This window comes from Nitrobacter sp. 62-23, from assembly GCF_001897285.1.
Classification (GTDB): domain Bacteria; phylum Pseudomonadota; class Alphaproteobacteria; order Rhizobiales; family Xanthobacteraceae; genus Nitrobacter.
The window spans coordinates 1-20859 of sequence record NZ_MKSM01000120.1 but is presented as its reverse complement, the minus strand read 5'-3'; the positions used below and the strand labels follow the sequence as shown (position 1 = coordinate 20859).

Genomic DNA, 20859 nt, shown 5'->3' with positions numbered 1-20859 from the left:
ATGGCAAGGTGCTGGCGCTCAACGACTACGCCCGCGCCAATGATCCCTTCACCAAGGTCGGCAAGCAGCAGATCGCCGTTGAAGTCTCCAGCGTCATCCGCGCGTCGGCGGATTCCTTCCGCGTCGCCTGGACCGAACGTCACTACGAGAACGGCCAGCTTTCCACCACCGAACGATGGACCGCGATCCTCACGATTACGATTCAGCCGCCGCGCGATGCCGAACGGCTGAAGGCCAATCCGCTGGGCATCTACGTCAACGCCATCAATTGGTCGCGAGAGATGAGCCAATGAGCGGACTTCTGCCTCAGAATAATTCCGGTTGCGAGACTACGTCTCTCCGTAAATCCGCAATCGCGGCTGTCCTGCTCTCGGCAACGATGCTGGCAGGCTGCGCCACCTACAAGCCGCCTCAGATCAGCTACGATGCCGATGTGCCGCCGCTGCCGGCCGTGCCCGCGTCCGTCACCGACGATCGACTGAGGCCGCTGCATATCCCGCCGGCCTGGTCGCCCGCGAAAGGCGGCACGGCGGCCGGCACGCCCATCGGCCGCGTCGAGAATGCCAATGCCGCCGCCCGCGTGCAGCCGCGCCGCGAAGGCTACTACAACGCCATCCAGATTTATCCGTGGAGCGATGGCGCGCTCTATCAGGTCTATGCCGCGCCCGGCCAGATCACCGACATCGCACTGGAGGCAGGCGAGAGCCTGACCGGCGCGGGACCGATCGCGGCCGGCGACACGGCAAGGTGGGTGATCGGCGACACCGAGAGCGGATCGGGCGTCACCCGTCGCGTCCACATCCTCGTCAAACCGACGCGGCCCGACATCACCACCAATCTTATCGTCACCACCGACCGGCGCGTTTACATGATCGAGCTGCGTTCGGGCGAGAAGCCCTATATGCCAGCGGTGGCCTGGGCCTATCCGCGACCACCGGCCGGACAGCGCGCCAGCGTTCCCGCAACGCCGGTCATACCAGCCGCGACCGCGCGCAACTACCGCTATGGGCTCACCGGCGACACGCCGCCGTGGAAACCGATCGCCGTTTATGACGACGGCCGCCGTGTCTATGTCGAATTTCCGTGCGGCATCGTGCAGGGCGAGATGCCGCCGATCTTCGTGCTCGGCGCAGACGGCGAAGCGCAGATCGTCAACAGCCGCATCTACCACAACATCCTGATCGTCGACCGCCTGTTCGGCGCGGCCGAACTGCGCCTTGGCAGCGGCAAGCAGCAACAGACCGTCAGGATTGTCCGCACGGACGGGAGGCCATCGTCATGACCGATACCGAGAACAACGCCCGGCCGATGCGGCTTCGCGCCGAACCGCCGCGCGTCACGCGACTGTCGCGCAAGGTGCTCGCCGGCATCGGCGCTGTCGCCCTGGTCGGAATCGGCGGGTCGCTGATCTATGCGCTTCAAACCCGCAACGCCGGCAAGAGTGGCGAAGAACTCTATTCCACCGACTACCGGCAGACCGCCGATGGACTCGCCGGCCTGCCGCGCGACTATACCGGCCCGGTTCTCGGCCCGGCGCTGCCGGGCGATCTCGGTCGGCCTATTGTCAACGCGCAGAACCGTGGCCAGCCTGTCGTGCCGCCCACGGTTGCGCCGCCGACCGTCGATCGCGCTGAGGAACGCCGGCTCGCCGAGGAAGAAGCCGCGCGCGTCAGCCGCGTGTTCTTCCAGACGGAGACTCGCGCAGCGAGCCCAGCCGGCACGCCGGGAAACACGACGTTGCCGAACCTCACCGGCCTCGACCTCGCGGGCCTCAATGGACAATCCGGTCAGCCGACGGCGCACAAGCAGCTTGCTGTCCTCAACGCCGCCGTCGATCGCCGTACCACGTCGTCGGATCGCGTCATGCCGCCGGCATCGCCTTATGTCCTTCAGGCGGGAGCCGTCATATCGGCCGCGCTGATTACCGGCATTCGTTCCGATCTGCCGGGCCAGATCACGGCGCAAGTGACCGAGAACATCTACGACAGCCCGACCGGCCGTATCCTGCTCGTGCCGCAGGGCACGCGCATCATCGGGCAGTATGACAACAACGTGCAGTTCGGGCAGCGCCGCGTGTTGCTCGTCTGGAACAGGCTGATCCTCCCCAACGGCCGCTCCATCGTTCTCGAACGCCAGCCGAGCACGGACACGCAAGGCTATGCCGGTCTTGAGGACGGCATTGATTATCACTGGTGGGATCTCGCCAAGGCCGCCGGCCTCTCGACGCTGCTTTCTGTCGGCGCGGAGTTGGCCGTCGATGACGACGACCGCCTGTTGCGCGCCATCCGCAAGGGCGGCCAGGACACCATCAACGATGCGGGCCAGCAGATCATCCGCCGCCAGCTCAATGTCCCGCCGACGCTGACCATCCGACCGGGCTTCCCCGTCAGGATCGTCGTCACGCGCGATCTTGTGCTTGAACCCTACCGGGGTTGACCATGGCCAAGCTGAAGCTCGGTCCCATCGCCAACGACAAGCCCGTGAAGATCACGACGGAGCTACCTGCGTCGCTCCATCGCGATCTTGTCGCCTATGCCGAAGTGCTGGCCCGCGAGACGGGCCAGCCCGCTTCCGATCCGGTGAAGCTGATCGTGCCGATGCTGGAGCGGTTCATCGCCACGGATCGCGCGTTCGCCAAGGCGCGGCGCGCGGCGAGTTGATCCGCTGGCGGCACCCTGGCAGCGAGGGGTGCCGCAAACGTGTGAACGCGAATGCGGCACGCTACACGCCGCCGATTGCCCTCCATCGTTCGCCATGTCCGGGCCTTCCCGGCCCGGACCCGTCAGCGAACCACGGAGGATTCCATGTCCGCAGAAGACGACCCCCACAATGAAGATGGGCGAAGGTCTTTGCCCGACGATCTCTACGACTACGTTGACGATCCCCCGTCAAGCATTCGTGGACCGAACGGCGATCCATCGCCTCGCACCTTCCATGTCACCGACGACTGGCCCGAGGATGTCCCGGTCACGGAGGCCGAGATAGACGTCTTCGAGCGCTATTTCGGCAAGGTGCTCGACCGGCTGTTCGGGCTCGCCGGCGCTGAGGGAAAAGACTTGAAATCGTTATCGCGATCTGATAACGATAAGTCATGAGCGAGGATCGCGACCCGAGCCTCGACACGCTCCTTGACCTCGACGGCCAGGTGCTCGTTGTCGATCCCGAAGGCAGCCATTGGGTGAAGTTCGTTGTCACCCGCGTTCCGGCATCGCCGGAAAAGCCTCACGGCCTCGATTACTCGCTCACGCTTCACGGGCCTTCGGGCGAACGGCTGGTCGGCTTCGACAACGCCCATCCGGTCGGCCGAGGCAAGCGCGGTGAGCCGCTAGACCACCGGCACCGCCACCAGACCGTGAAGCCCTACGCCTACGAGGATGCGGCCATGTTGCTGGCCGACTTCTGGCAGGCGGTGGACGCGGTGTTGAAAGAGCGAGGCGTGTTATGAAGACGCTGAAGGTCGGCGTTGCCGACTACGATGAAATGAAAGCCCGCACCATGCGGATCGCGCGCGGCGAGGAAAAGCCTGCTGCCAGCGATCCCAAGGTCTGGTTCACCTCCACCGAATCCTTTGCCAAGGTGCTGTCGGCCGGCAACCGCGAATTGCTGCGCGTCATCGCCGAGCAGGCTCCGGGGTCGCTGGAGGAACTGTCGCAGATCACCGGCCGCGCCAAATCCAACCTGTCACGCACGCTCAAGACCATGGCCGGCTACGGACTCGTGCGCATGGAAAAGGGGCATGGCCTGAAACTCGTCCCGAAGGTCGCACATGACCGTGTGGAACTGGTGCTGCCACTGACTGGAGGCAAAGCGCCCCGAAAGGCTGCGGGAGGTCGGCGATGAACATGCACAATCTCGATGTTGTCCAGCGCGCGGCGCTTTACCTGCGCGTCTCCACCATCCGGCAGGCAGAACATGACGTGTCGATCCCCGACCAGCGCAAGCAGGGCGAAACCTATTGCGCCTCGCGGGGCTATCAGCTTGTCGAAACTTTCGTGGAGGCCGGGGCATCCGCCACCAATGACAAGCGCCCCGAATTCCAGCGCATGATCGAGGCGGGCACGACCAAGCCTGCGCCGTTCGATGTTGTCGTGGTTCACAGCTTCACGCGCTTCTTCCGCGATCACTTCGAGCTGGAGTTCTACGTTCGCAAGCTCGCCAAGAACGGCGTCAAGCTGGTTTCGATCACGCAGGAAATGGGGGGCGACCCCATGCACGTCATGATGCGGCAGATCATGGCGCTGTTCGATGAGTATCAGTCCAAGGAGAACGCCAAGCACGTCCTGCGCGCCATGAAGGAAAACGCCCGGCAAGGCTTCTGGAACAGAGCGCTGCCGCCGGTCGGCTATCGCATCGTCGCGGCCGAGCAGCGCGGATCGAAGACCAAGAAGAAGCTGGAGATCGATCCGTTGCACGCCGACACCGTGCGGATGATCTATCGGCTGTTCCTTGAAGGCGACGACGCGACCGGCCCCATGGGCGTCAAGGCCATCGCCAACTACCTCAACGAACGTCGCTTCTTCACGCGCGACGGCGGCCGCTGGGGGCTGGCGCAAATCCACACCATCCTGACCCGCACGACCTATATCGGCGAACACAGGTTCAACACGCGCTCGCACAAGGACCGCGTGAAGAAGGACGAGAGCGAAGTCGCCATCATGGCCGTGCCGCCGCTGATCGACCGCGAAACCTTCGACGCCGTGCAAGCGAGGCTGAAAGCCCGTCAGCCCATGGTGACGCCGGCCCGTGTCACCAGCGGCCCGACGCTGCTGACCGGCATCTGCTTCTGCGCCAAGTGCGGCGGCGCGATGACGCTCCGCACCGGCAAGGGAAGCACAGGAGCCTTGTATCGCTATTACACCTGCTCGACCAAGGCCCGGCAAGGCAAGACCGGCTGCAAGGGCCGCACGATCCCGATGGACAAGCTCGACGACCTCGTGGCGAGCCATATGGAGGAACGCTTGCTCCAGCCCAAGCGGCTGAAAACGATCCTCGCCAATCTGCTCGACCGCCGTGAGGACCGAGCCGAGCGCCGCCGCCAGCACCTTGCCGAACTCCACAAGCGAATCACTGAGACCGACCAGCGCCTTGGCCGCCTCTATGACGCGATCGAAGGCGGCATGGTCGATAAGGACGATACGGTGCTCAAGGACCGCATCGCCGGTCTCAAGGCAATTCGGGATCAGGCCATGGCCGACGCCGAACGGACCCAAACGACGCTTGATAGCGCCGGTAGCGAGTCCATCAGCCTCGACATGATCGACGATTTCTCCCGCACCGCCCGCGAGGGCCTGCGCCTTGAAAGCGGCGGCTATCGGCGGGATCACCTACGGGCGTTCGCGCAGCGCGTCGAGGTGGCGGACGACGAAGTTCACATCATGGGATCGAAATCGGAGCTGCTTCGCGCCTTGGTAGCCGCTTCGAGCGTAGAATCGGCGGCGTTCGGCGTTCGCAGTTCTGTACTGAAATGGCGCACCCGACACGATTCGAACGTGTGACCTTTGCCTTCGGAGGGATATGGTCAGCGACACGGGGCAGCACAATCACGCTGTCCCATGTAAAACGCTGAAAATAAATACGAATCCCGCCAGGCAGATCAGACCAGCGAGTTGCTCTTTGTCGCTCCTCGTTCCCGACGCTTCCTTGGCGCGTTCGCCATGGAAAAAGCCGGTCACAACACATGCCAAAACTTACAAAACGTACCGCGGATTCCGCCAAGGCGCGGGAGAAGGACTACTTCATTTGGGACAACGAGCTGCCTGGCCTGGGGCTCCGTGTGTATGCCTCGGGCAAGCGCAGTTATGTCATTCATTACAGGTTCGCCGGCCGCTCTCGTCGGTTCACGATCGGACTACATGGATTCTGGACGCCCGAGCTTGCACGACAGGAGGCAAGAGTCCTCTTCGGCAAGATAGCGCATGGTGAAGATCCGTCGGAACAGCGGCAGCTCAATCACAAGGCCATCACGGTCAAGGAGCTGTGCGAACTCTATCTTGAGGATCTGAACGCTGGCTTGATCATGGGTAAAGGCGGACGACCGAAGAAACCGACAACCATCGTCTGCGATGTTAGTCGAATCCGTAGCCACATCATCCCGCTGGTCGGAACGCGGCGGGTGAAGGACCTCACCAAGGCGGATATCAATAAGGTCTTGAAAGACGTGATAGCCGGTAAAACCAATTGCAGTTTCAAGACGGGAAAGTTGCGGGGTAAGTCCATCGTACGGGGCGGCGCGGGGGCGGCCTCACGTACTGTAGGACTTCTCAGCGGTATACTGACTTACGCCATAGAAGCAGGAATTATAGAAACCAACCCCGCACACGGGGTTCGTCGGCCAAAGGATAATGTTCGTAGCCGTCGCCTCAGCGAAGCCGAGTATCGAGAGCTCGGTTCGATTCTTCGTGAGGCGAGCAGAAACGACAAGTATCGAATGACCGTAGATATCATTCGGCAACTCGCGCTCACTGGATGCCGTCGATCTGAGATTGTGGCGCTTCGCTGGGATGACGTCGACATTGAATCAAGCTGTTTGCGACTCGCCGACAGCAAGGAGGGAGCGTCTATCCGACCGATCGGTCTGCCTGTCGTGGAGTACCTTGAAGAGCGCGGAGCGAAGACTGCAAAGACCTATGTCTTCCCAGGAGGCGAAGAGGACAACGCGTTCGGCAGCTTTCCCAATCACTGGGAGAAAATTTTCCGAAACACGGCCTTGGGGGTGGATGTTACACCGCACGTCCTTCGCCACAGCTTTGCGAGTGCCGCCAACGATCTGGGATTTACAGAATCTACTATTGCAGCGTTGATCGGACACTCCCGAGGCTCCGTCACCAGCAAATATATTCATACGCTGGATGCGGCGTTGATTGTGGCGGCCGATACGATCTCTGGATATATCGAAGGACTTCTTGATGGCGTGGAATTTAAGCAGACATCCTACGCGCTCGACCGTAGCGCCAGGAAAGCTACTTTGGCTCGTTTCCTAAAAAAGATGAGCAGCGCACCAGATAATGGTCTAATTCTCGAGGAGCATTTGGCTGCATGATGCGGAACCGGCGGCGTGCGGAATCTCGGAGCGAGAGCATGGGCGCGGGAGTCACACTACTCGTCGAACTTGCTGAACAAGATCGAAAATCTATCGCCTCATTGCCTGTACTCGATGAGCGTGACGAGATCGAGTTGCGCGTGATCAGGAGCAACGGTGAAGTTCAGATTGTGCGTTTGCCGCCAAGGGCAGCAGGGATGATCGGCGCGTTGCTGTATAGCTTGGGGCACAAAAAACGAGTCGTTCTGCTCTCGGAAGGTCGCGCTGAACTGATCTCCCGTCAGAGTTGAAGCAACTCGTTTCAGTTTGGGGTCGGATCGGTGCCGCGATCGAGCAAGGCCAAATATTCCGAGTAAGCATAGATCCTGCCGCGCCGCCGCCCGGTCGTCCTGAGGAATCCATTGCCGCCATGCCCGCTGCGTTATTGGATCGGGCGGCGATGCTGACGCAAGGCACGGAAGTGTGCCTCGATGCCGAGATCGAAGGGGGCGTGTCGCTCTTAGTAATGCTTAGCGAGCAAGATTGTACAGAGTTTCGGGTGCACCTTCGAACGCGAACGGGTTCAGAAACTGTCGTCGCCAAAACAATTCCCGGTCGACGGTGCTCAATGTGGCCTCGTCGCACACCGACTGCCATTGCTCCTTGATGATCGAGATCTGCGCCGCAGCAATCGCGGTCGCTTCCTCGCGAGACAAAAGGAAACTGGGCGCAGCATCCAGGCACACCGCGATCTGGCTGAAGCGCCGGTCGCCGTCGATCAACATGGCTTGGCTGGCTTCTCGGCCGGTGCGGCTTTGCGGACAGATATCGTAGGCCGGCGTCAGCGACAGCGCGCTGCCGTTCCAGAACGCAGCATGATTGCGCGCGTGATCATCAGTGTTACCGCACAGGATGTTGAAGACGAGGCGGGAGAACAGTTCGCGCAACGTCGGCTTGGGATCGGTGAAGCGATGCCGGATGATCGTCGCCAGCTCCTGATAGCTGGCATAGCGCGCCATCATCTCGTCGAGGCCGAGAAGGGTGAGGGCCGAAACCATCGCGAAGCGCTCCCAGCCAGCGTCAATTTTCCTGCGGTCGAAGCGCCGAATCAGTAGCACGTCCTTGCCCGCCACATGCGCCAGCCTGACGGGCGCTGCATCGAGGCCGACCAGCGCCGCCAACCGCATTGCAATGAACTCCGCCTTTACGACGCTGTAGACGTCAGTCTGCGAAGAGAATTTGGCGATGTACTTCTCGTCGCCGTCATCGATTAGAGCCTTCGGCCGTGCGCCGCCGATCGAACTGCCGTGCAGTAGGGCGGCGTCCAGTTCCGGCGTGAGCGGCACACCTTCTTCCACCAGCCGCGCGGCGTTCAGCAATTCCCCCAGCGGCGCGGCGGATGCGAAGCGCGGCTCATATTTCGAGGCCGATATCTGGAAGTCGAGCGCACCAACCCTGTCGGACCCTGATTCCAACAGATAGGTGAGCTCATCGAGATCGGCTGTGTCGGCTGTGCCCCCCTTTGCTCCCAACCGTCGATTGATGATGACGCGGCGGCCCCAGGCATCCGGCGCGGCATCACGCAGGCAATTGGGCATCGACAGTCCTGCCGGAAGCGGCAGGATGCCCGCGCGCAAGGGAAGCTCTGGCTCGTAGAGCGAGACCGCGTCTTCGCGGGCGAGATAGCTGCGGCCGTAGTTGAACAGGAAGTTGCTGCCCTCGCGGGCGAGGCGACCCGCGACCACAGGCTGCGTCTGTCTCGGCAACCAAGCCCAGACATACGCCTCCGCATAGCGCTGTTCAGAAGTCATCCTTCACCTTTCCCGAGGGGCGCACTGATTTGGGCAGCAAGGCGAGCGTGGCATTGTTCGCGGACAGATGAGCCGCCATCGTCGGTTGATCGGCATCGAACAGGCGCACCCCCACGATGGCGGCGGTCTCGAACACCGCACCGATCGCACAGCCGGGGTCGCCGCGCTCAATCCTTTGAATGAGGCCACGCGAAATGCCGGCGCGGTCCGCGAGCTCTTGGGTGGTGAGCTTCCGCTCGATCCGCGCGCGCCGGATCATCTGGGCCAGCAGCTTCAGCGCGTCGCGGCTGTAGGAGGAATAGGCCCTTGTTTCTAGCTTTGTCATTGGTTGGTCCATAAATGGTCCGTAACCCTATCTCATGGCACATTTATGAATCATTATAGACGAGCCATCCACTGGAGGCAACCCGCGCCAATCCGATTTGGATTATAAATAGCCCATATAATAACTACATGGTCTACAAATGGATCATCGTCGAAGGAGCAAGACTATGGAAAGGCTCACTCTCAGCTACGTCTGGAAACAGAAGCACATTCCCGTCGTGCTACGTCGGACCGGACGCGGTGAGCAGCTTCGGGTGAGATTGCCATTTGCCGATGACAACCGACAATGGATGCAGAACGGACGGCGGACGGTGCCTGAATGGATCGGTGGGACCGATGCCTATTGGGAGCTGCCCAAGTCCTGGTTCAACGACTTAGTTGATCGGGCGCTGCAGCGCTACGGCAAGGTCTACATCATCCAGCCCTATCGCGAGCAGGAGATCTGCGCGCGGGCGTGCCAGGAAGCACAGGGTCACGAATGCCAGTGCTCTTGCATGGGCGCCAACCATAGCGTCGGCAACGACGGTTCCTGGTTCGAGGTCTCCGACACCTTCTCGACACGCTGGGGCGAGCGCGAGCTCGCCTGCCGTCTGCTGACGGCCCGGTAGGGACGAGTGCCCGTTGAGACGCCTACGTCGTCGGGCAACGGATGAATTGCTCGACTGCGTCGTCGAGAAACACTCGCTCGATGTGATGCCCTGCGCCTTCGACGAGGCTGCGTGCCACCATCGGCAGCTCCCGGACGGAGCGCTGCACGTCATCCATCGCGATCGGCGCGTCGCTTTCCGGCACATCGATTCGTGTGACGTTGTTCTTGCCGACCAGCAGATAGGCTTGGCCGAGGGCATTGCGGGATTGCGCACGGGCGGCTGCATTGAAGGAGCGCATGAACGCCCAATCCTTGATCCCGCCGTTGCGCGCCCGCTCATCGACAGTGAAGGTGGACTCACCCGTTCCCAGGCTCAGGATACGCACGTCCTCGCGTGCAATGTCGAAGCAGGCGAGGGCGTCAACCAGTGCGTTCATGACCGGATTGTTAGCCCAGACGCCGCCATCGATCATGATGTAGCCGTCGTCCTCGACACCGGGGTAATAGGACGGGGCAGCCGTCGTGTGGAGCGCCACATGCACGAACTTCTTGTGGCGGTCCTTCTGGTAGTCTGGGTGGTGCGGCGTCTTGTAGAGGAACGGCTCGCCGTGGCGCCCTTCGAAGCTCGGGATCACCAACCGGGTGACGGCATCGTCGAGCACCTTGTCGCCAAAGATCCATAGCAGCTCCTCCTTGAGGGCCGCCTGGTCGTGCTTCGGCTTGAACACCCAGCGCAGCAGCCTCGACACCTTGCCGAGCCCGGCCGCCGGCGGAAAGATTCGTTCACCACGTTCGAGATAGATGTCGAGCGCCTGTCGCGCGGTCATCCCGTGGGCAAGGGCGAGCGCGATGATGCCGCCCGTCGATGTGCCCGCGACCATGTCGAAATGATTGGCGATGGACTTGCCGCCGAGGAAACGGCTTTCGAGCTCTGCGAGGACGGCCGCGGGAAAAACTCCGCGGATGCCACCGCCATCGATCGAGAGGATACGAAAAGGCCTGCCCTGCGGCCACGGCCGCTTCACGCGAGCATGCTGGATCGTGCCATCAGATCGGCGCGATGGAATGTAGTTCATCTCGTCATCTCCGTTGCCTCGACCGGCGGCAGCTCCGGGTGCCGCCCGCCCCCGGTCCAGCGCCCGGTCATCAGCCAAAGTTCGTAGCAGGCGAGCCAGTCGAGAGCCCAAGGGACGATTGTGCTCGCGATGGTCATCGTCGCCGTCCATTCCTGCTCACGCGGGTCGAACAGGCACAGGGTCGGATCCTCGGCCGGCGGGTAGACGTGGGGCAGTTGGCCTTCGACGTTTCCCGGCAGTCGGACAAGCTGGGGCGCGAGCACCCGCACCTCGGGGAATGAACCGAGCTGGTAACGGATCTCCAGAAAGTAGCTCGCATATTGTGGCCTCACGCTCCCCACCCATCGCGCCGATTGCGCGCGTCGGTCGATTCGGCGCGCCGCAAAGTGCGGCCAGGTTGCCTTCATCCCGGCAACCTGCGCGTCGATGGAGAGAATCGGCGCGGTCATTAGATCTTGCGTCCGAAGAAGGTGTGCGGTCGTGCGGCCGCGACCGACGGATTGACGATCGGCGCTGCGACGGCGGCGGCGCTCGGCAACAGCAAGCCGCCCCGCCGCGTGTAGAGCTGGTGCGACTGCTGGATGTCGCCACCTACCTCGATGGCGATCTGGTTGGCGGCACGCGTGACGACGCGGTCCCCGAAGTCGCTGCGCAGCACGTCCATCATCGTGTTGGGGAACATCTCGCCCTTGCGCATCGACTCGAGCGACCGGACGAGGTCGCGCAGGTGTTCGGCGAACTCGTTCTGCTGAGCGATCGATTCCGGCCACCGGTCGGTGAAGACGTCGGCCTCACAGACCGGGTTCGCAACATGGAGAAGCCGGCCGTAGAGCGAGGCTTGCTCGATGTCGCGGATGATCCAGCTCGCGAGACGAGCGAGCATCGCGCCCAGCGACATGTTCGGTTGTGCGGCGAGCCCGGCATAATAGGAGAGCATGATCGACGGCGGGATGCGCCGGTCATAGTTGGCGTAGCGGATGTTGCGGAAGCGCTTGAGGAGCTGCAGAGCGAGCGTTGCGGTGTTCTTGACGATGAAGTGGCACTGGTCCGGCACATCGTCAACGTCGGCATCAGCGCGAGCTGCAAGGCCGGCATGATCGAGCCAACGGCGGTGGAACTCGCGCGCCATGCGCGGCTCGAGCGGCGTCCGGCCCGCATACCACTGCGCAAAGCCAAAGGCGTTCATGTCGACGAAGCGATCGTCGGCGGAGCGGCGTGGCCCCTTGGCATGGGTGATGAGGCTCTCGCGATCGAGCGTCCCGTAGACGCGCAGCGAGGGCGTCACGTCGAGATGCATCTTGTCGGCGTAGAAGAGGGTAACGCAGCGTGTCTGCCGCAATACCCGCTGGACCGGATAGTCGGCGAGCGCGGTTTCCATCTCGGCCAGGATTTCGAGAGGCGTCATGCCGCGGAAGCGGTCGCCGAGCTGTGAGACGATATCGAGATCGTACTCGTCATCGGTGCCTCGGGTCGAGATCGTGGCGTCGATTGCCATGGAGCCCTGCGGGTAAAAGTGCTCGATCTGGTCGAAGAAGGCAGTCGTGCCTTCGAGATGGCGCCGAACCGCTTCGTAACGCGACTTCGCCTTGTCGTGCAGTGAAGGCGGCAGCTGAATGCTGAGCGCGATCTCGGCGAGAATCCGGTCGAGGGGATCGTCGAACGGATTCAGGCCGGTCGGCGCGAGTTGAATGTTCATATCGATCTCCGAGCGGGCTGGGCTGCATCTGCGCATCTCGCCATCGCCCGCGCGACGTTCGGGATGATATGAGTCGTTGTTCTTCTACTCCGAACAAGATGGGGAGCTTGAATGCGCCTGTCAAGGGTCTTATGATATAGCTACTCCGAACATGCGTCGGAGGAAGGATTTTGGAAGGGTCGGTTATGAAATTTGGTGCGCGGATCAAGGACTTACGAACAAAGAAAGGCCTGACCCTCGATCAACTCGCGCAGGAAACTGGTTCCTCGAAAAGCTACATCTGGGAACTTGAGAACAAGAATCCTCCACGGCCTTCCGCCGAGAAATTGTCAGTGATCGCGGGTACCTTGGGTGTAACCGTCGACTACCTGATCGGAAGCGACACCCAGACGCTCAGCGAAGCGGAGGACACGGCCTTCTTCCGGCAATATAGCGGCCTACCGGAAGAGACGCGCCGGCAGATCCGCGAGATGGCGCGCATCCTGGATACGAAGACCCGCAAATGATCGAGCCCATCCGTCTCCGGCCGCTGAAAGAGGCGGCTCGCATCACACAGATGCTAGATCATGTTCTCGGCGGTGACCGCTTCGATCGCGGGCCGGTAGATGTGATCGGGCTTGCACTGGAGTATTCCCGCCAAGTCGCACCCGACAGCCCCATCCACGAAGTCGTCGAGCGCAACATCCCCGGTTGCGTCGGCGCCCTGGTCTATGGCGAAGCGCGGCCGCGCCAATGGGCGATTATGTATCATCTCGGCCAGTCCGAGGGCCGGCGCTCGTTCACCGTCGGCCACGAGTTCGCCCACTATATCCTGCACCGCCAGTTGATCGAGGAGGACGGGAGTTTCGACGGCGGCATCTACTGTGATGAGAACGCGGTGGTTCGTCGCGGTGGGTCCGGCATTGAGCAGGAAGCCGACGAGTTCGCCGCGGCCTTACTGATGCCGCTTCACGATTTTCGCCGACAGCAGCCGGCCAATGCAAAGGCCGATTTCGACGTGCTGAGTCGCCTCGCGAAGCGCTACGGCGTGTCGTTGACTGCGGCGATCCTGCGCTGGCTCGAATATACCGAAACACGGGCGATCATGGTGGTCTCGAATGAGGGTTTTGCCCATTGGGCGAAGCCAAGCAGTCCTGCGCTGAAGTCCGGGCGATTCATCAGGACGAAGAACACAGTTTACGAACTGCCTTCGCAGGCTTTCGCCGCAAAGCGCGACTACTCCGACAGTGCGCTGACCGGCATCACGCAACAAGCTGGTATCTGGTTTCCCGAGCCGGTGCATGAGATGTGCTTTCGCTCTGAGCGGTATGACCAGGAGATCACTGTGCTGCAGTTCGAGGCTGACGGTCCGCGCTCTCAGGCGGAAGAGGAAGAGACCGACGTCTATGATCGGTTCATCAACAGCGGACAGTTCCCAAGTCGATAGAGCGCGAGAGACTGTGGACGTCCAACGGACCGTCCGTGATCGGAGCCCATTGGGGTGCGTAATGATCAACCAATGCGGCTGTCGTTGTCGACGGCCGGATCATCAAATCTCTATCACCGAGAAGAGGAACTGGGACTAATCCAAAGTCCGCTTTGATTTATAGTAGGGGAGCGGCGCGGAAATCCGGACATTCCCTCGAGCATCTCAAGCTGCGGAAAGAAGCGCTGTCTCTTCCTTGAAAGAGAACCGCCTGGAAATGCAGATACTGTCCCTCCTAGGTCCTCGCGACAGCTCGATTGTCAGCAGGCTATCCTCTGGGAATGCTGGACTGAGCTCGAGCTTGAGATATTCGAAGAGTTGACGGTCATGCACGGCGATCATCACTTGCCGTCCGTGCTCCTTCGATAGAGTCCTTAGCAACGCTGCAAAATGGGCGATATGGACGTCATCCATCGACTGTACTGGATCATCGAGGATCAGCCACGGAAGCTCTTTAGGCACCGCGAGATGAAGTGCGGTGAATAAGGTCAACGCAGCGGTGTTGAGATTGCCGGCGCTCAACATAGCACCCGGTGTTCCGCCCGCCTCGCCACCATCCCGATGCTCGGTGATAAGCTTGGGCTGAAGTTTCTGCGTGGACGATTCTGGGATTCGGAATGCTGGGACAAATGGTTCTCCCGGTGCTAGCCGCACGAACAGGTCGCGCCACACGCGATTAAGCCGATCATTGAATTCACGTCGAATGATGGCGGAGCGTATCTTGTCGACGGCGTTGCGAATTGCATTGCCTTGATCGCGCATGGCCTGAGCTCTCTGTAAGGCCTGGTCGGCGCGTTGCCAGGACGCCAAGTCTGTCGCAATCCGCTCGTCTGCTTCCCTGCGGCGCGTGATTGCCGAGCGGATTGTGGCGATACAATCAGCGCCTTTGCGCCGCATGGAAAGCCGCCGCTCAAGGCCCCTCACGTCGGTTGCCAATAAACTGTCGAACCGCACCAAGGCGGCTTCGAATGACTCGCCCTCATCAAGTACAAGCGCTCCAATCGAGCGGGCAAAGTCGCTCAGCGTGTCTCGTGCAGCGGCAAGCGCGACATTGCGTGACTGAGCCTCGCTCACGGCGCGTCGCGCCGCGACGTCGGCCACGCGCAATTGCGCTCCTTCTCGCACTGCATCGAGCAGGCTTACAAGCTCAGCTATGAGCGCTTCCCCGGCCGCCTTTCGCCGATCGAGGTCGGCCAGAGTTTCTTCGTCAAGCCTTCGCACGGCAATCGCCTCGATTTCACGCTCCAGGCGCTCAACGGTAACCTGCACTTCGCTGCGGGTCCGGCCCAAGGTTAGTAGGCGCTCCGCCGAAGCGGACAATGTCCTTACATTGCCGTGGACATGGTCGCTGAGCGAACCCTCACCTAGTTCGCTGAAATCTCGATCGCATACCGGACAAACGTCGCTCGTGACAAACGATGTCAGCTCCGCCAGTGCCGACCCGAGACTGCCCGCACTGCTGGGCAAGCGAGCGACTTCCTGATCGATTGTCTCGCGCTGGCGCAGGGCAACATCGCGCTCATCCTGCGCTAACGCGTAGCGCGCTATGTCCGCGCGCGCTTGTGACACGCGATCAGACAACTGCTTCTGCTCCGTGCGCAGGCGCGTGAGCGCCTCCTCAGCAAACTGTTCCGGATCGCTTGGCAACGAGATGTCGGGTAGGAAGGCATCAACACGACCGCGGACAGTTCCGACGCGTGTGCCGTATTCGGCCTCCCAGCGTGCAAATGCTCCGCGTGTTTCCTCAGAGTTGGGGGGAGCGGGGACAGCACTGGGCAGAGTCGCACTTTGTGCCGTGTCGATCTCTCGTCGGATCGAGGCAAGTCGCCGCTGCTGATCCGTCAGCCGCGCGAACGCATCAGTGTCACTGCTCTCCGAAAGGGCCGCCGCAACGTTGTCTAGCGTCTCCTCCCGCACCTCAGTGGAAAGCTGAAGTTCGGAGCAGAGGGCCGTAAGCTCGTCTAGCGTGCTCCGGACTTGCCCATTCAACTCCTCGCGTACTTTGCGCTGATCGGAGAGAAGCCGGTCGAGGCGGGATTTATCGTTTTCCGCAGCCGCCCAGCCGTCGACGATCTTGCGGACGTTGCGTAGATCCGCCAGAGGCTTCAATCCAGCCTCCAAGGCGTCCAGACGATCAAGGCCGAGCAGCTTGCTCACGAACTGCGCCAGGGGTGAAGCCGCATCGTTGCCGGCATCCTGATAGATCTGCAGCAATTGGCCCAGCAGAACTTGCGGCAGGAAAGCCCGCTCACGGAAGAAGGCGGCTCGGTGCTCGTCAAGCGCAGTAATCGACTGCGAACCAGTCCCACTCACCATTGCCTTAAAACTCTGTTCCGACGTCCCGGAGAAAGCCTTAAGCAAGACGCTGCCCTCGGTCGCGGAGCGATGCAGCAACTGCTTCTCATAGCCGGGGTCAGCACGCTCCAGCGACTGAACCTTTCCGGTCAACGCGAGTTCCATGGCCGACAGCAAGCTCGTCTTTCCCGCACCGTTCTCGCCATGGACAAGCACCACTTTAGCGTCGAGGGGTGCGTGAACCTGACCTCGAATGCTCCGGAAGTTGCTGATGTCGAGACTTCTGAGAGTGAGGTCGCTCACGATTGCGCCTCTTCCGGTTCGGACTGAAATGCACCGTCGATCGCTAGCGCAACGGCATCGGTTACCGCCTGCTCCCCGTCGCTAGACGCAGCGATCAGCGCGTCGACGAGGGCGATGTTGGTGTTTGCGGGAAGTGCGCGAACGAGTTGGTCCATCGCTGGGCCGCTACTATTCTGCGCCTCCACCACAGGCACGGGAAGGGTAAGAGGAAGAAGTACGCGGATGCGATCGTCGAGCTGGCGTTTGGCGATCTCGTCGACCGGCTTGCCTTGATCATCGAAGGTGACGCCTTCTACCTGTAGTACGCGGCAGGTCTCAGACAGAGCCTCTATCCCTTCTGCCAGCACTGCGCCTGCAAGAATCACCGTCACGACATAGCGCGAGCCGGTGACGTCGAGTGCGCGGCTCAAAGCTTCCACTCGCTGGCGGACGCGGTCGCCGTCGCGATCCCCAAAGTCCCCAGTTGTGGTGTCGATCAAAAGCACCAGGTCCAGAGCCCGTCCGTCGCGCCCACGCATAGCGCCGGTGAACGCGAATTCGACGCCTGCGACTTTGAATGGTGTCGGCAGGTCGCTATAGCCGGCGTCGTGAAGGCGCTCCTGGACAGCATAGACGAGGGGTGAGCCGCTCATAGCATCATCTCCGCGACAAATTCTCGCTGGAGCGTCGCGGCGTCGCCGCAGCGTGCGAGCAAGTCGCCTAGGCTGACATGCGTTTCGCCGATTTGTCCGGTCCGCCCAGGCGCTGCGCGCACGCGCCGCGCGCTTACACCGCCGGCCATTTGGTGCCAGGCATTATCGGCATGGACAACGATCGCATTGTCGTTCGCGAAGGCTCCCTTGCTTTTGAGAGCAATCGCTTCCGTTGCCGATTTTACCACGAAAAGTGGGCGATCCATACCGTCTGGGCGCAAGGCACGGGCTGTCATGGCGCCAGATGGTAGATCGTTCGACGCAGGCCGGCGCAGCTCCCAAAGCCCGGCTCTGCGCCCGTCCTGTAGAAGCGATAGCGCGATCGCAAGGCGGCCGAGACCCATGTTTTGGGCGTTTTGGTCCGCCGCGAGGAGGTTGGGTGTGGAGCTGCTGAGAGTTTCATAGGCCTCCCGACTGGAAGGCAAAGCGCCCGATCGAAAGAGCGAAAGCATTCGTGACCAGAGGGCGATGGCTTCGTTTACGACGGCGGTCCTGTTCTGGGTACCGGGACCGGGAACGGCGAACTCAGCGATTTCGTCTCGAAACGTTTCCAGCGACGGTTTGAGAGCGATAGCAATTGGCCCTTTGCCCAGAGCGACCAGACCAAGTTCCATCAGTCGAGCAAGCTTATCGGCAAGGAGCTTCAGCACCAGGGCGATGAGTACCTTCTCACCCCACGCGCGCAACAGCGTCGCGTCATGAATGGCTGCCGGATCGCCATTGTACGCGTCGCCATACGACAGGCGGAGCACGTCGCGCTGTCCTTGCTGGATACTGTCTTCGCAGAAGATGTGGGCGGGAGAAGCCGGCGCGCAGGGCCAAGGCCATGCGTGTACGGCCCGCGCGCGCGCAAACAGCGTTTGAAGATTGTTGTCCTGGATCGAGAGTCCGAGCACCAGGGTCTTCTGGGTTGTTGCGAGTCCGACGACCGCATTGCGCATTGCCGCGACGTCGGCCGCTTCCGGCCATCCCATGATCTGAGTGTAACTTCCAGTCAGAAAACGCCGAAAGACCAGCGGCTCCTGCGTAGCGTGCACGATGCATCCGTGGAACTTCAGCAGTCGGGCGCGTCCAGGAGGCTCCCGCAACTGATCGGGATCGACGACAACTTGCACTACACCCGGCACGCCATTGCTCAGCCGCTCGACCGCTGCCTCGATGAACCCGTCCCAGTTGGCTGAGGCAATCGCTTGGACGGCTCCTTCTAGAATGAGAACGGCGATGCACAGATGCTCTGCGGCGGGCGGTGCCGGATTCTCGAAAGCCCTTCTGATGTCGATCGCGTCCCAGAGGATAAAATCCGCATCGGTGCCAGGGACGCGAATATCGAGCACACGTGAATATTTTGTCCACAGACGGTCAATGATCGCATCGTGTTCAGGCCACGTCGCTAACGGCTCTGCGTACTTTGCTTGGACGTTCGCGGGCTCGATTTCGGCGAGACCAAGCGCTTCCTCGAGCGCCGGAAGGTAGGTAGCAGCGGTGGCCGGATTGATTGCCCGCTCGCGGATATAGTCGAATGCTCGTTCGATCAGGCTGCCGAGATTAGGGGCTTGCCGCGAGATGCCTGAACCGACCCACAGCGCGAATTCGCCATTCTCAACCGCATGCGCCATCGGCGCAAATTCGGCGTTAAGTTTCCTAAGTACTTCTCGCACGGAGATTTGGTTGGCAGTTGGCGCCAGCGCCACGTCGTCCCCCTTTTTCGACGCGATTGGCGTCACCCCTGAGGATCGACACTACTTCGCAGCGTAAGGTTGTCCAGTGCCAGAAGAGTTGGCTTGGCTCATCCACACGATCGCCATCGGCTCGACGCGCTCGAACCGCGATGGGTCTTGGAGGCGAATACGAAGATGGTGGCGCACCCGACAGGAGTCGAACCTGTGACCTTCGGCTTCGGAGGCCGACACTCTATCCAGCTGAGCTACGGGTGCATTGGTCTTCAGATAATGTCCGAGACCGATCTGGGTCAATCTCGAATCCGACATTCACATCAGCGCAAGCGACGCAGCTCCAAGCCCCACCGATTGTCGCCGTTCGTACTCTACACGCTCCCTATCGTTTGCTTCCGCGATGCTTCCGTGACCACGGAAGCGATTCTGCTGCTTCCTTCGAGTTTCGCCAATTGCTTGGTTTAACTCATTTTTCTCGACACCCACATTCACACGCTTGACAGGAGTCTTGCCTTCGGAGGGCAACGCTCTATCCAGCTGAGCTACGGGTGCAAGGCATTCCGTTTAGCCCATTGACCGGGCGACGGCAACATCCTAGCTGGGCTGGCGTGGGGAGGAGCAAGGCCCGAAAGGCAAAGGTCACACGTTCGAATCGTGTACCAAACCACGAACGTTCTGGAGAGGACTGGGTTTGCCGAGTATGGCCGCTCTGACGGCTTCCCGGCTGCCGACGATTTTCACCGATTTGTCGCCGACAATGATGGCGCCGATGAGGGTGCGCAGATAAGCCTTGCGTGCGGGCGTTTCGCCGTTATCGAGCAAGTCTGTCATGAGCGTGCTGAACGCCGCGATCTTGTCAGAATCGATGGCGGCTGACGGTGATGCCTGCGCCGCCGCGTGGTCATAGGCCGCCTGAGCCTTCTGGCGGTCGGCCTTGAGTTCAACGAGCCGCTCGCGAAGAAGATCGTCGAGTTCGACAATGCCTTCCTCGATCCCGCGATAAAGACGCTTGAGGCGATCTTCGGCATCGACGACCTGGGATTTCAGGGAGGCGAGGCGACGGTCAACAGCGACGGTGCGCTCCTGCCGCTTTGCGGCGATTACCGACAGCAGTTCGGTCAATCGCTCCGGCGTGAACATGTTTTCCCGAATCGTCGTCAGGACCAGATCATCCAGGAAGGCTATCCGGATCGTGTTTCCACGACAGGCTATCGGTCCTTTCTGCGCACGGCTGGCGCAGGCGTAATACCAACGGCCCTAAGGATTGACTGTTGCCCAAGTGCGGCTTGTGATTGAGGCGATGCGATCTGGATCGTTTGCGAAGAAGTTCCAGGCTTCGCAGGTTGTGGCGACGATATCGTCGTAGTCGTCGAAGACGGTGATGGCGAGCTTGTTGGCGCGCAGGTACTCCCAGACATTTTCAATCGGATTGAGCTCGCCGCCCTGTCGCCGGACGGAATGGGCGGACCGCTTTCTGCTCAGCGGCCATAGTCCAACCCGCGGCTACGACTGTGCGCTCTGGGGCGCGGGACGGATCGAGCGGCCTGCTGGGCTGCTGATGGTTTAGCGGATGGTTGCGTCGGCCGACCCACTGTTTGCTGGTTGAAGGGCCGATGGGCCTGTTTCGTCGGGAGCGGGGCTTGCCCGATCACGGCGATCGTCGAGGTCTTGGCGCGCCCGGTCGAGAGTCGCCCGGCGAGTAGGGCGCGCCGCTCCTCGGCAGATGTCGTTCTGCCTGTTGTGCGCGGTCCAACGGCAGCCGGGACGACGTCAGCGCGTCGATCTGAGAGCGATCGACGACGAGCCGGGTTTCATCACGGGCGCGGCTTGCCGCGACATGCACGGCATGGGGATCGAGCAGGACGATCGCGCGGTCGACGGTCATGCCCTGCGACCCGTGCACGGTGCTGGCATAGG

Annotated in this window: 22 protein-coding genes, 1 tRNA gene and 1 pseudogene; 13 read left to right on the top strand and 11 right to left on the bottom strand. The window is 61.5% G+C overall.

Annotated features, from left to right (window positions below):
- Positions 1-14: 14 nt before the first annotated feature.
- The 10 genes and pseudogenes from trbF to BGO16_RS13690 all read left to right on the top strand — a co-directional run.
- Positions 15-293 (top strand): annotated as a pseudogene (gene trbF / locus BGO16_RS13735) (conjugal transfer protein TrbF); the annotation flags it as partial.
- Complete coding sequence (gene trbG, locus BGO16_RS13730) at positions 290-1282, top strand: P-type conjugative transfer protein TrbG (RefSeq protein WP_292619282.1); 993 nt, start codon at positions 290-292, stop codon at positions 1280-1282. The pseudogene trbF and the gene trbG, both read left to right, overlap by 4 nt.
- Positions 1279-2436 carry a TrbI/VirB10 family protein gene (locus BGO16_RS13725; RefSeq protein ID WP_292619281.1) on the top strand — a complete coding sequence of 386 codons (1158 nt, stop codon included), beginning with the start codon at positions 1279-1281 and terminating at the stop codon, positions 2434-2436. The genes trbG and BGO16_RS13725 overlap by 4 nt, the downstream gene beginning before the upstream one ends.
- A gap of 2 nt (positions 2437-2438) precedes the next feature.
- Entirely contained in the window at positions 2439-2660 is a 222-nt protein-coding gene (locus BGO16_RS13720) for a DUF2274 domain-containing protein (RefSeq protein WP_292619280.1), read from the top strand.
- Positions 2661-2804: 144 nt separating this feature from the next.
- On the top strand, positions 2805-3095 hold the full coding sequence (locus BGO16_RS13715; RefSeq protein ID WP_292619279.1) for a hypothetical protein: 291 nt from the start codon (positions 2805-2807) through the stop codon (positions 3093-3095).
- Positions 3092-3445, top strand: a complete 354-nt coding sequence (locus tag BGO16_RS13710; protein WP_292619278.1) for a DUF6516 family protein — start codon at positions 3092-3094, stop codon at positions 3443-3445. The genes BGO16_RS13715 and BGO16_RS13710 overlap by 4 nt, the downstream gene beginning before the upstream one ends.
- The gene (locus BGO16_RS13705; RefSeq protein WP_292619277.1) at positions 3442-3840 is read left to right on the top strand and encodes a helix-turn-helix domain-containing protein; all 399 of its coding nucleotides are present in this window, start codon (positions 3442-3444) and stop codon (positions 3838-3840) included. The genes BGO16_RS13710 and BGO16_RS13705 overlap by 4 nt, the downstream gene beginning before the upstream one ends.
- Complete coding sequence (locus BGO16_RS13700) at positions 3837-5495, top strand: recombinase family protein (protein ID WP_292619276.1); 1659 nt, start codon at positions 3837-3839, stop codon at positions 5493-5495. Before BGO16_RS13705 ends, BGO16_RS13700 begins: the two co-directional genes overlap by 4 nt.
- Before the next feature lie 182 nt (positions 5496-5677).
- The gene (locus BGO16_RS13695; protein ID WP_292619275.1) at positions 5678-7039 is read left to right on the top strand and encodes a site-specific integrase; all 1362 of its coding nucleotides are present in this window, start codon (positions 5678-5680) and stop codon (positions 7037-7039) included.
- A gap of 38 nt (positions 7040-7077) precedes the next feature.
- Positions 7078-7329: a hypothetical protein gene (locus BGO16_RS13690; protein ID WP_292619274.1), complete on the top strand. Its 252-nt coding sequence runs from the start codon at positions 7078-7080 to the stop codon at positions 7327-7329.
- A gap of 219 nt (positions 7330-7548) precedes the next feature.
- On the opposite strand, the gene BGO16_RS13685 is transcribed toward BGO16_RS13690, so the two are convergent.
- Entirely contained in the window at positions 7549-8829 is a 1281-nt protein-coding gene (locus BGO16_RS13685; protein ID WP_292619273.1) for a HipA domain-containing protein, read from the bottom strand.
- Positions 8819-9154, bottom strand: coding sequence for a helix-turn-helix transcriptional regulator (locus BGO16_RS13680; RefSeq protein WP_292619272.1), 336 nt, complete (start codon positions 9152-9154; stop codon positions 8819-8821). The genes BGO16_RS13685 and BGO16_RS13680 overlap by 11 nt, the downstream gene beginning before the upstream one ends.
- Positions 9155-9320: 166 nt before the next feature.
- Here BGO16_RS13680 and BGO16_RS13675 point away from each other — a divergent pair, with 166 nt between their 5' ends.
- Positions 9321-9761, top strand: coding sequence for a hypothetical protein (locus BGO16_RS13675; RefSeq protein WP_292619271.1), 441 nt, complete (start codon positions 9321-9323; stop codon positions 9759-9761).
- 22 nt (positions 9762-9783) lie between these two features.
- Here the strand turns inward: BGO16_RS13675 and BGO16_RS13670 are convergent, their stop codons facing one another.
- The 3 genes from BGO16_RS13670 to BGO16_RS13660 are packed head-to-tail and all read right to left on the bottom strand — an operon-like array spanning position 9784 to position 12514.
- A complete protein-coding gene (locus tag BGO16_RS13670) occupies positions 9784-10818 on the bottom strand; it encodes a CBASS cGAMP-activated phospholipase (protein WP_292619270.1) in 1035 nt (344 codons plus the stop codon).
- Entirely contained in the window at positions 10815-11267 is a 453-nt protein-coding gene (locus tag BGO16_RS13665; protein WP_292619269.1) for a hypothetical protein, read from the bottom strand. The genes BGO16_RS13670 and BGO16_RS13665 overlap by 4 nt, the downstream gene beginning before the upstream one ends.
- Positions 11267-12514, bottom strand: a complete 1248-nt coding sequence (locus BGO16_RS13660; protein ID WP_292619268.1) for a nucleotidyltransferase — start codon at positions 12512-12514, stop codon at positions 11267-11269. The genes BGO16_RS13665 and BGO16_RS13660 overlap by 1 nt, the downstream gene beginning before the upstream one ends.
- A gap of 185 nt (positions 12515-12699) precedes the next feature.
- On the opposite strand from BGO16_RS13660, the gene BGO16_RS13655 reads away from it, so the two are divergent.
- Together BGO16_RS13655 and BGO16_RS13650 are read left to right on the top strand one after the other, a co-directional pair.
- Positions 12700-13020 carry a helix-turn-helix transcriptional regulator gene (locus BGO16_RS13655; protein WP_292619267.1) on the top strand — a complete coding sequence of 107 codons (321 nt, stop codon included), beginning with the start codon at positions 12700-12702 and terminating at the stop codon, positions 13018-13020.
- Positions 13017-13940 (top strand): ImmA/IrrE family metallo-endopeptidase, encoded by a 924-nt coding sequence (locus BGO16_RS13650; protein WP_292619266.1) that lies wholly within the window; start codon positions 13017-13019, stop codon positions 13938-13940. The genes BGO16_RS13655 and BGO16_RS13650 overlap by 4 nt, the downstream gene beginning before the upstream one ends.
- Positions 13941-14144: 204 nt before the next feature.
- Here the strand turns inward: BGO16_RS13650 and BGO16_RS13645 are convergent, their stop codons facing one another.
- From BGO16_RS13645 to BGO16_RS13620, 6 genes are all read right to left on the bottom strand, one after another.
- Positions 14145-16577: an AAA family ATPase gene (locus BGO16_RS13645; RefSeq protein WP_292619265.1), complete on the bottom strand. Its 2433-nt coding sequence runs from the start codon at positions 16575-16577 to the stop codon at positions 14145-14147.
- Complete coding sequence (locus BGO16_RS13640) at positions 16574-17209, bottom strand: hypothetical protein (RefSeq protein ID WP_292619264.1); 636 nt, start codon at positions 17207-17209, stop codon at positions 16574-16576. Before BGO16_RS13640 ends, BGO16_RS13645 begins: the two co-directional genes overlap by 4 nt.
- The gene (locus BGO16_RS13635) at positions 17206-18885 is read right to left on the bottom strand and encodes an SIR2 family protein (protein ID WP_292619263.1); all 1680 of its coding nucleotides are present in this window, start codon (positions 18883-18885) and stop codon (positions 17206-17208) included. Before BGO16_RS13635 ends, BGO16_RS13640 begins: the two co-directional genes overlap by 4 nt.
- A 241-nt stretch (positions 18886-19126) precedes the next feature.
- A tRNA-Arg gene (locus tag BGO16_RS13630) sits at positions 19127-19203 on the bottom strand.
- Between the two features lie 378 nt (positions 19204-19581).
- Positions 19582-20082 carry a hypothetical protein gene (locus tag BGO16_RS13625; protein WP_292619262.1) on the bottom strand — a complete coding sequence of 167 codons (501 nt, stop codon included), beginning with the start codon at positions 20080-20082 and terminating at the stop codon, positions 19582-19584.
- Between the two features lie 508 nt (positions 20083-20590).
- Positions 20591-20859 (bottom strand): helicase C-terminal domain-containing protein (locus BGO16_RS13620; RefSeq protein ID WP_292619261.1); only part of this gene is annotated, 269 nt, incomplete at its 5' end.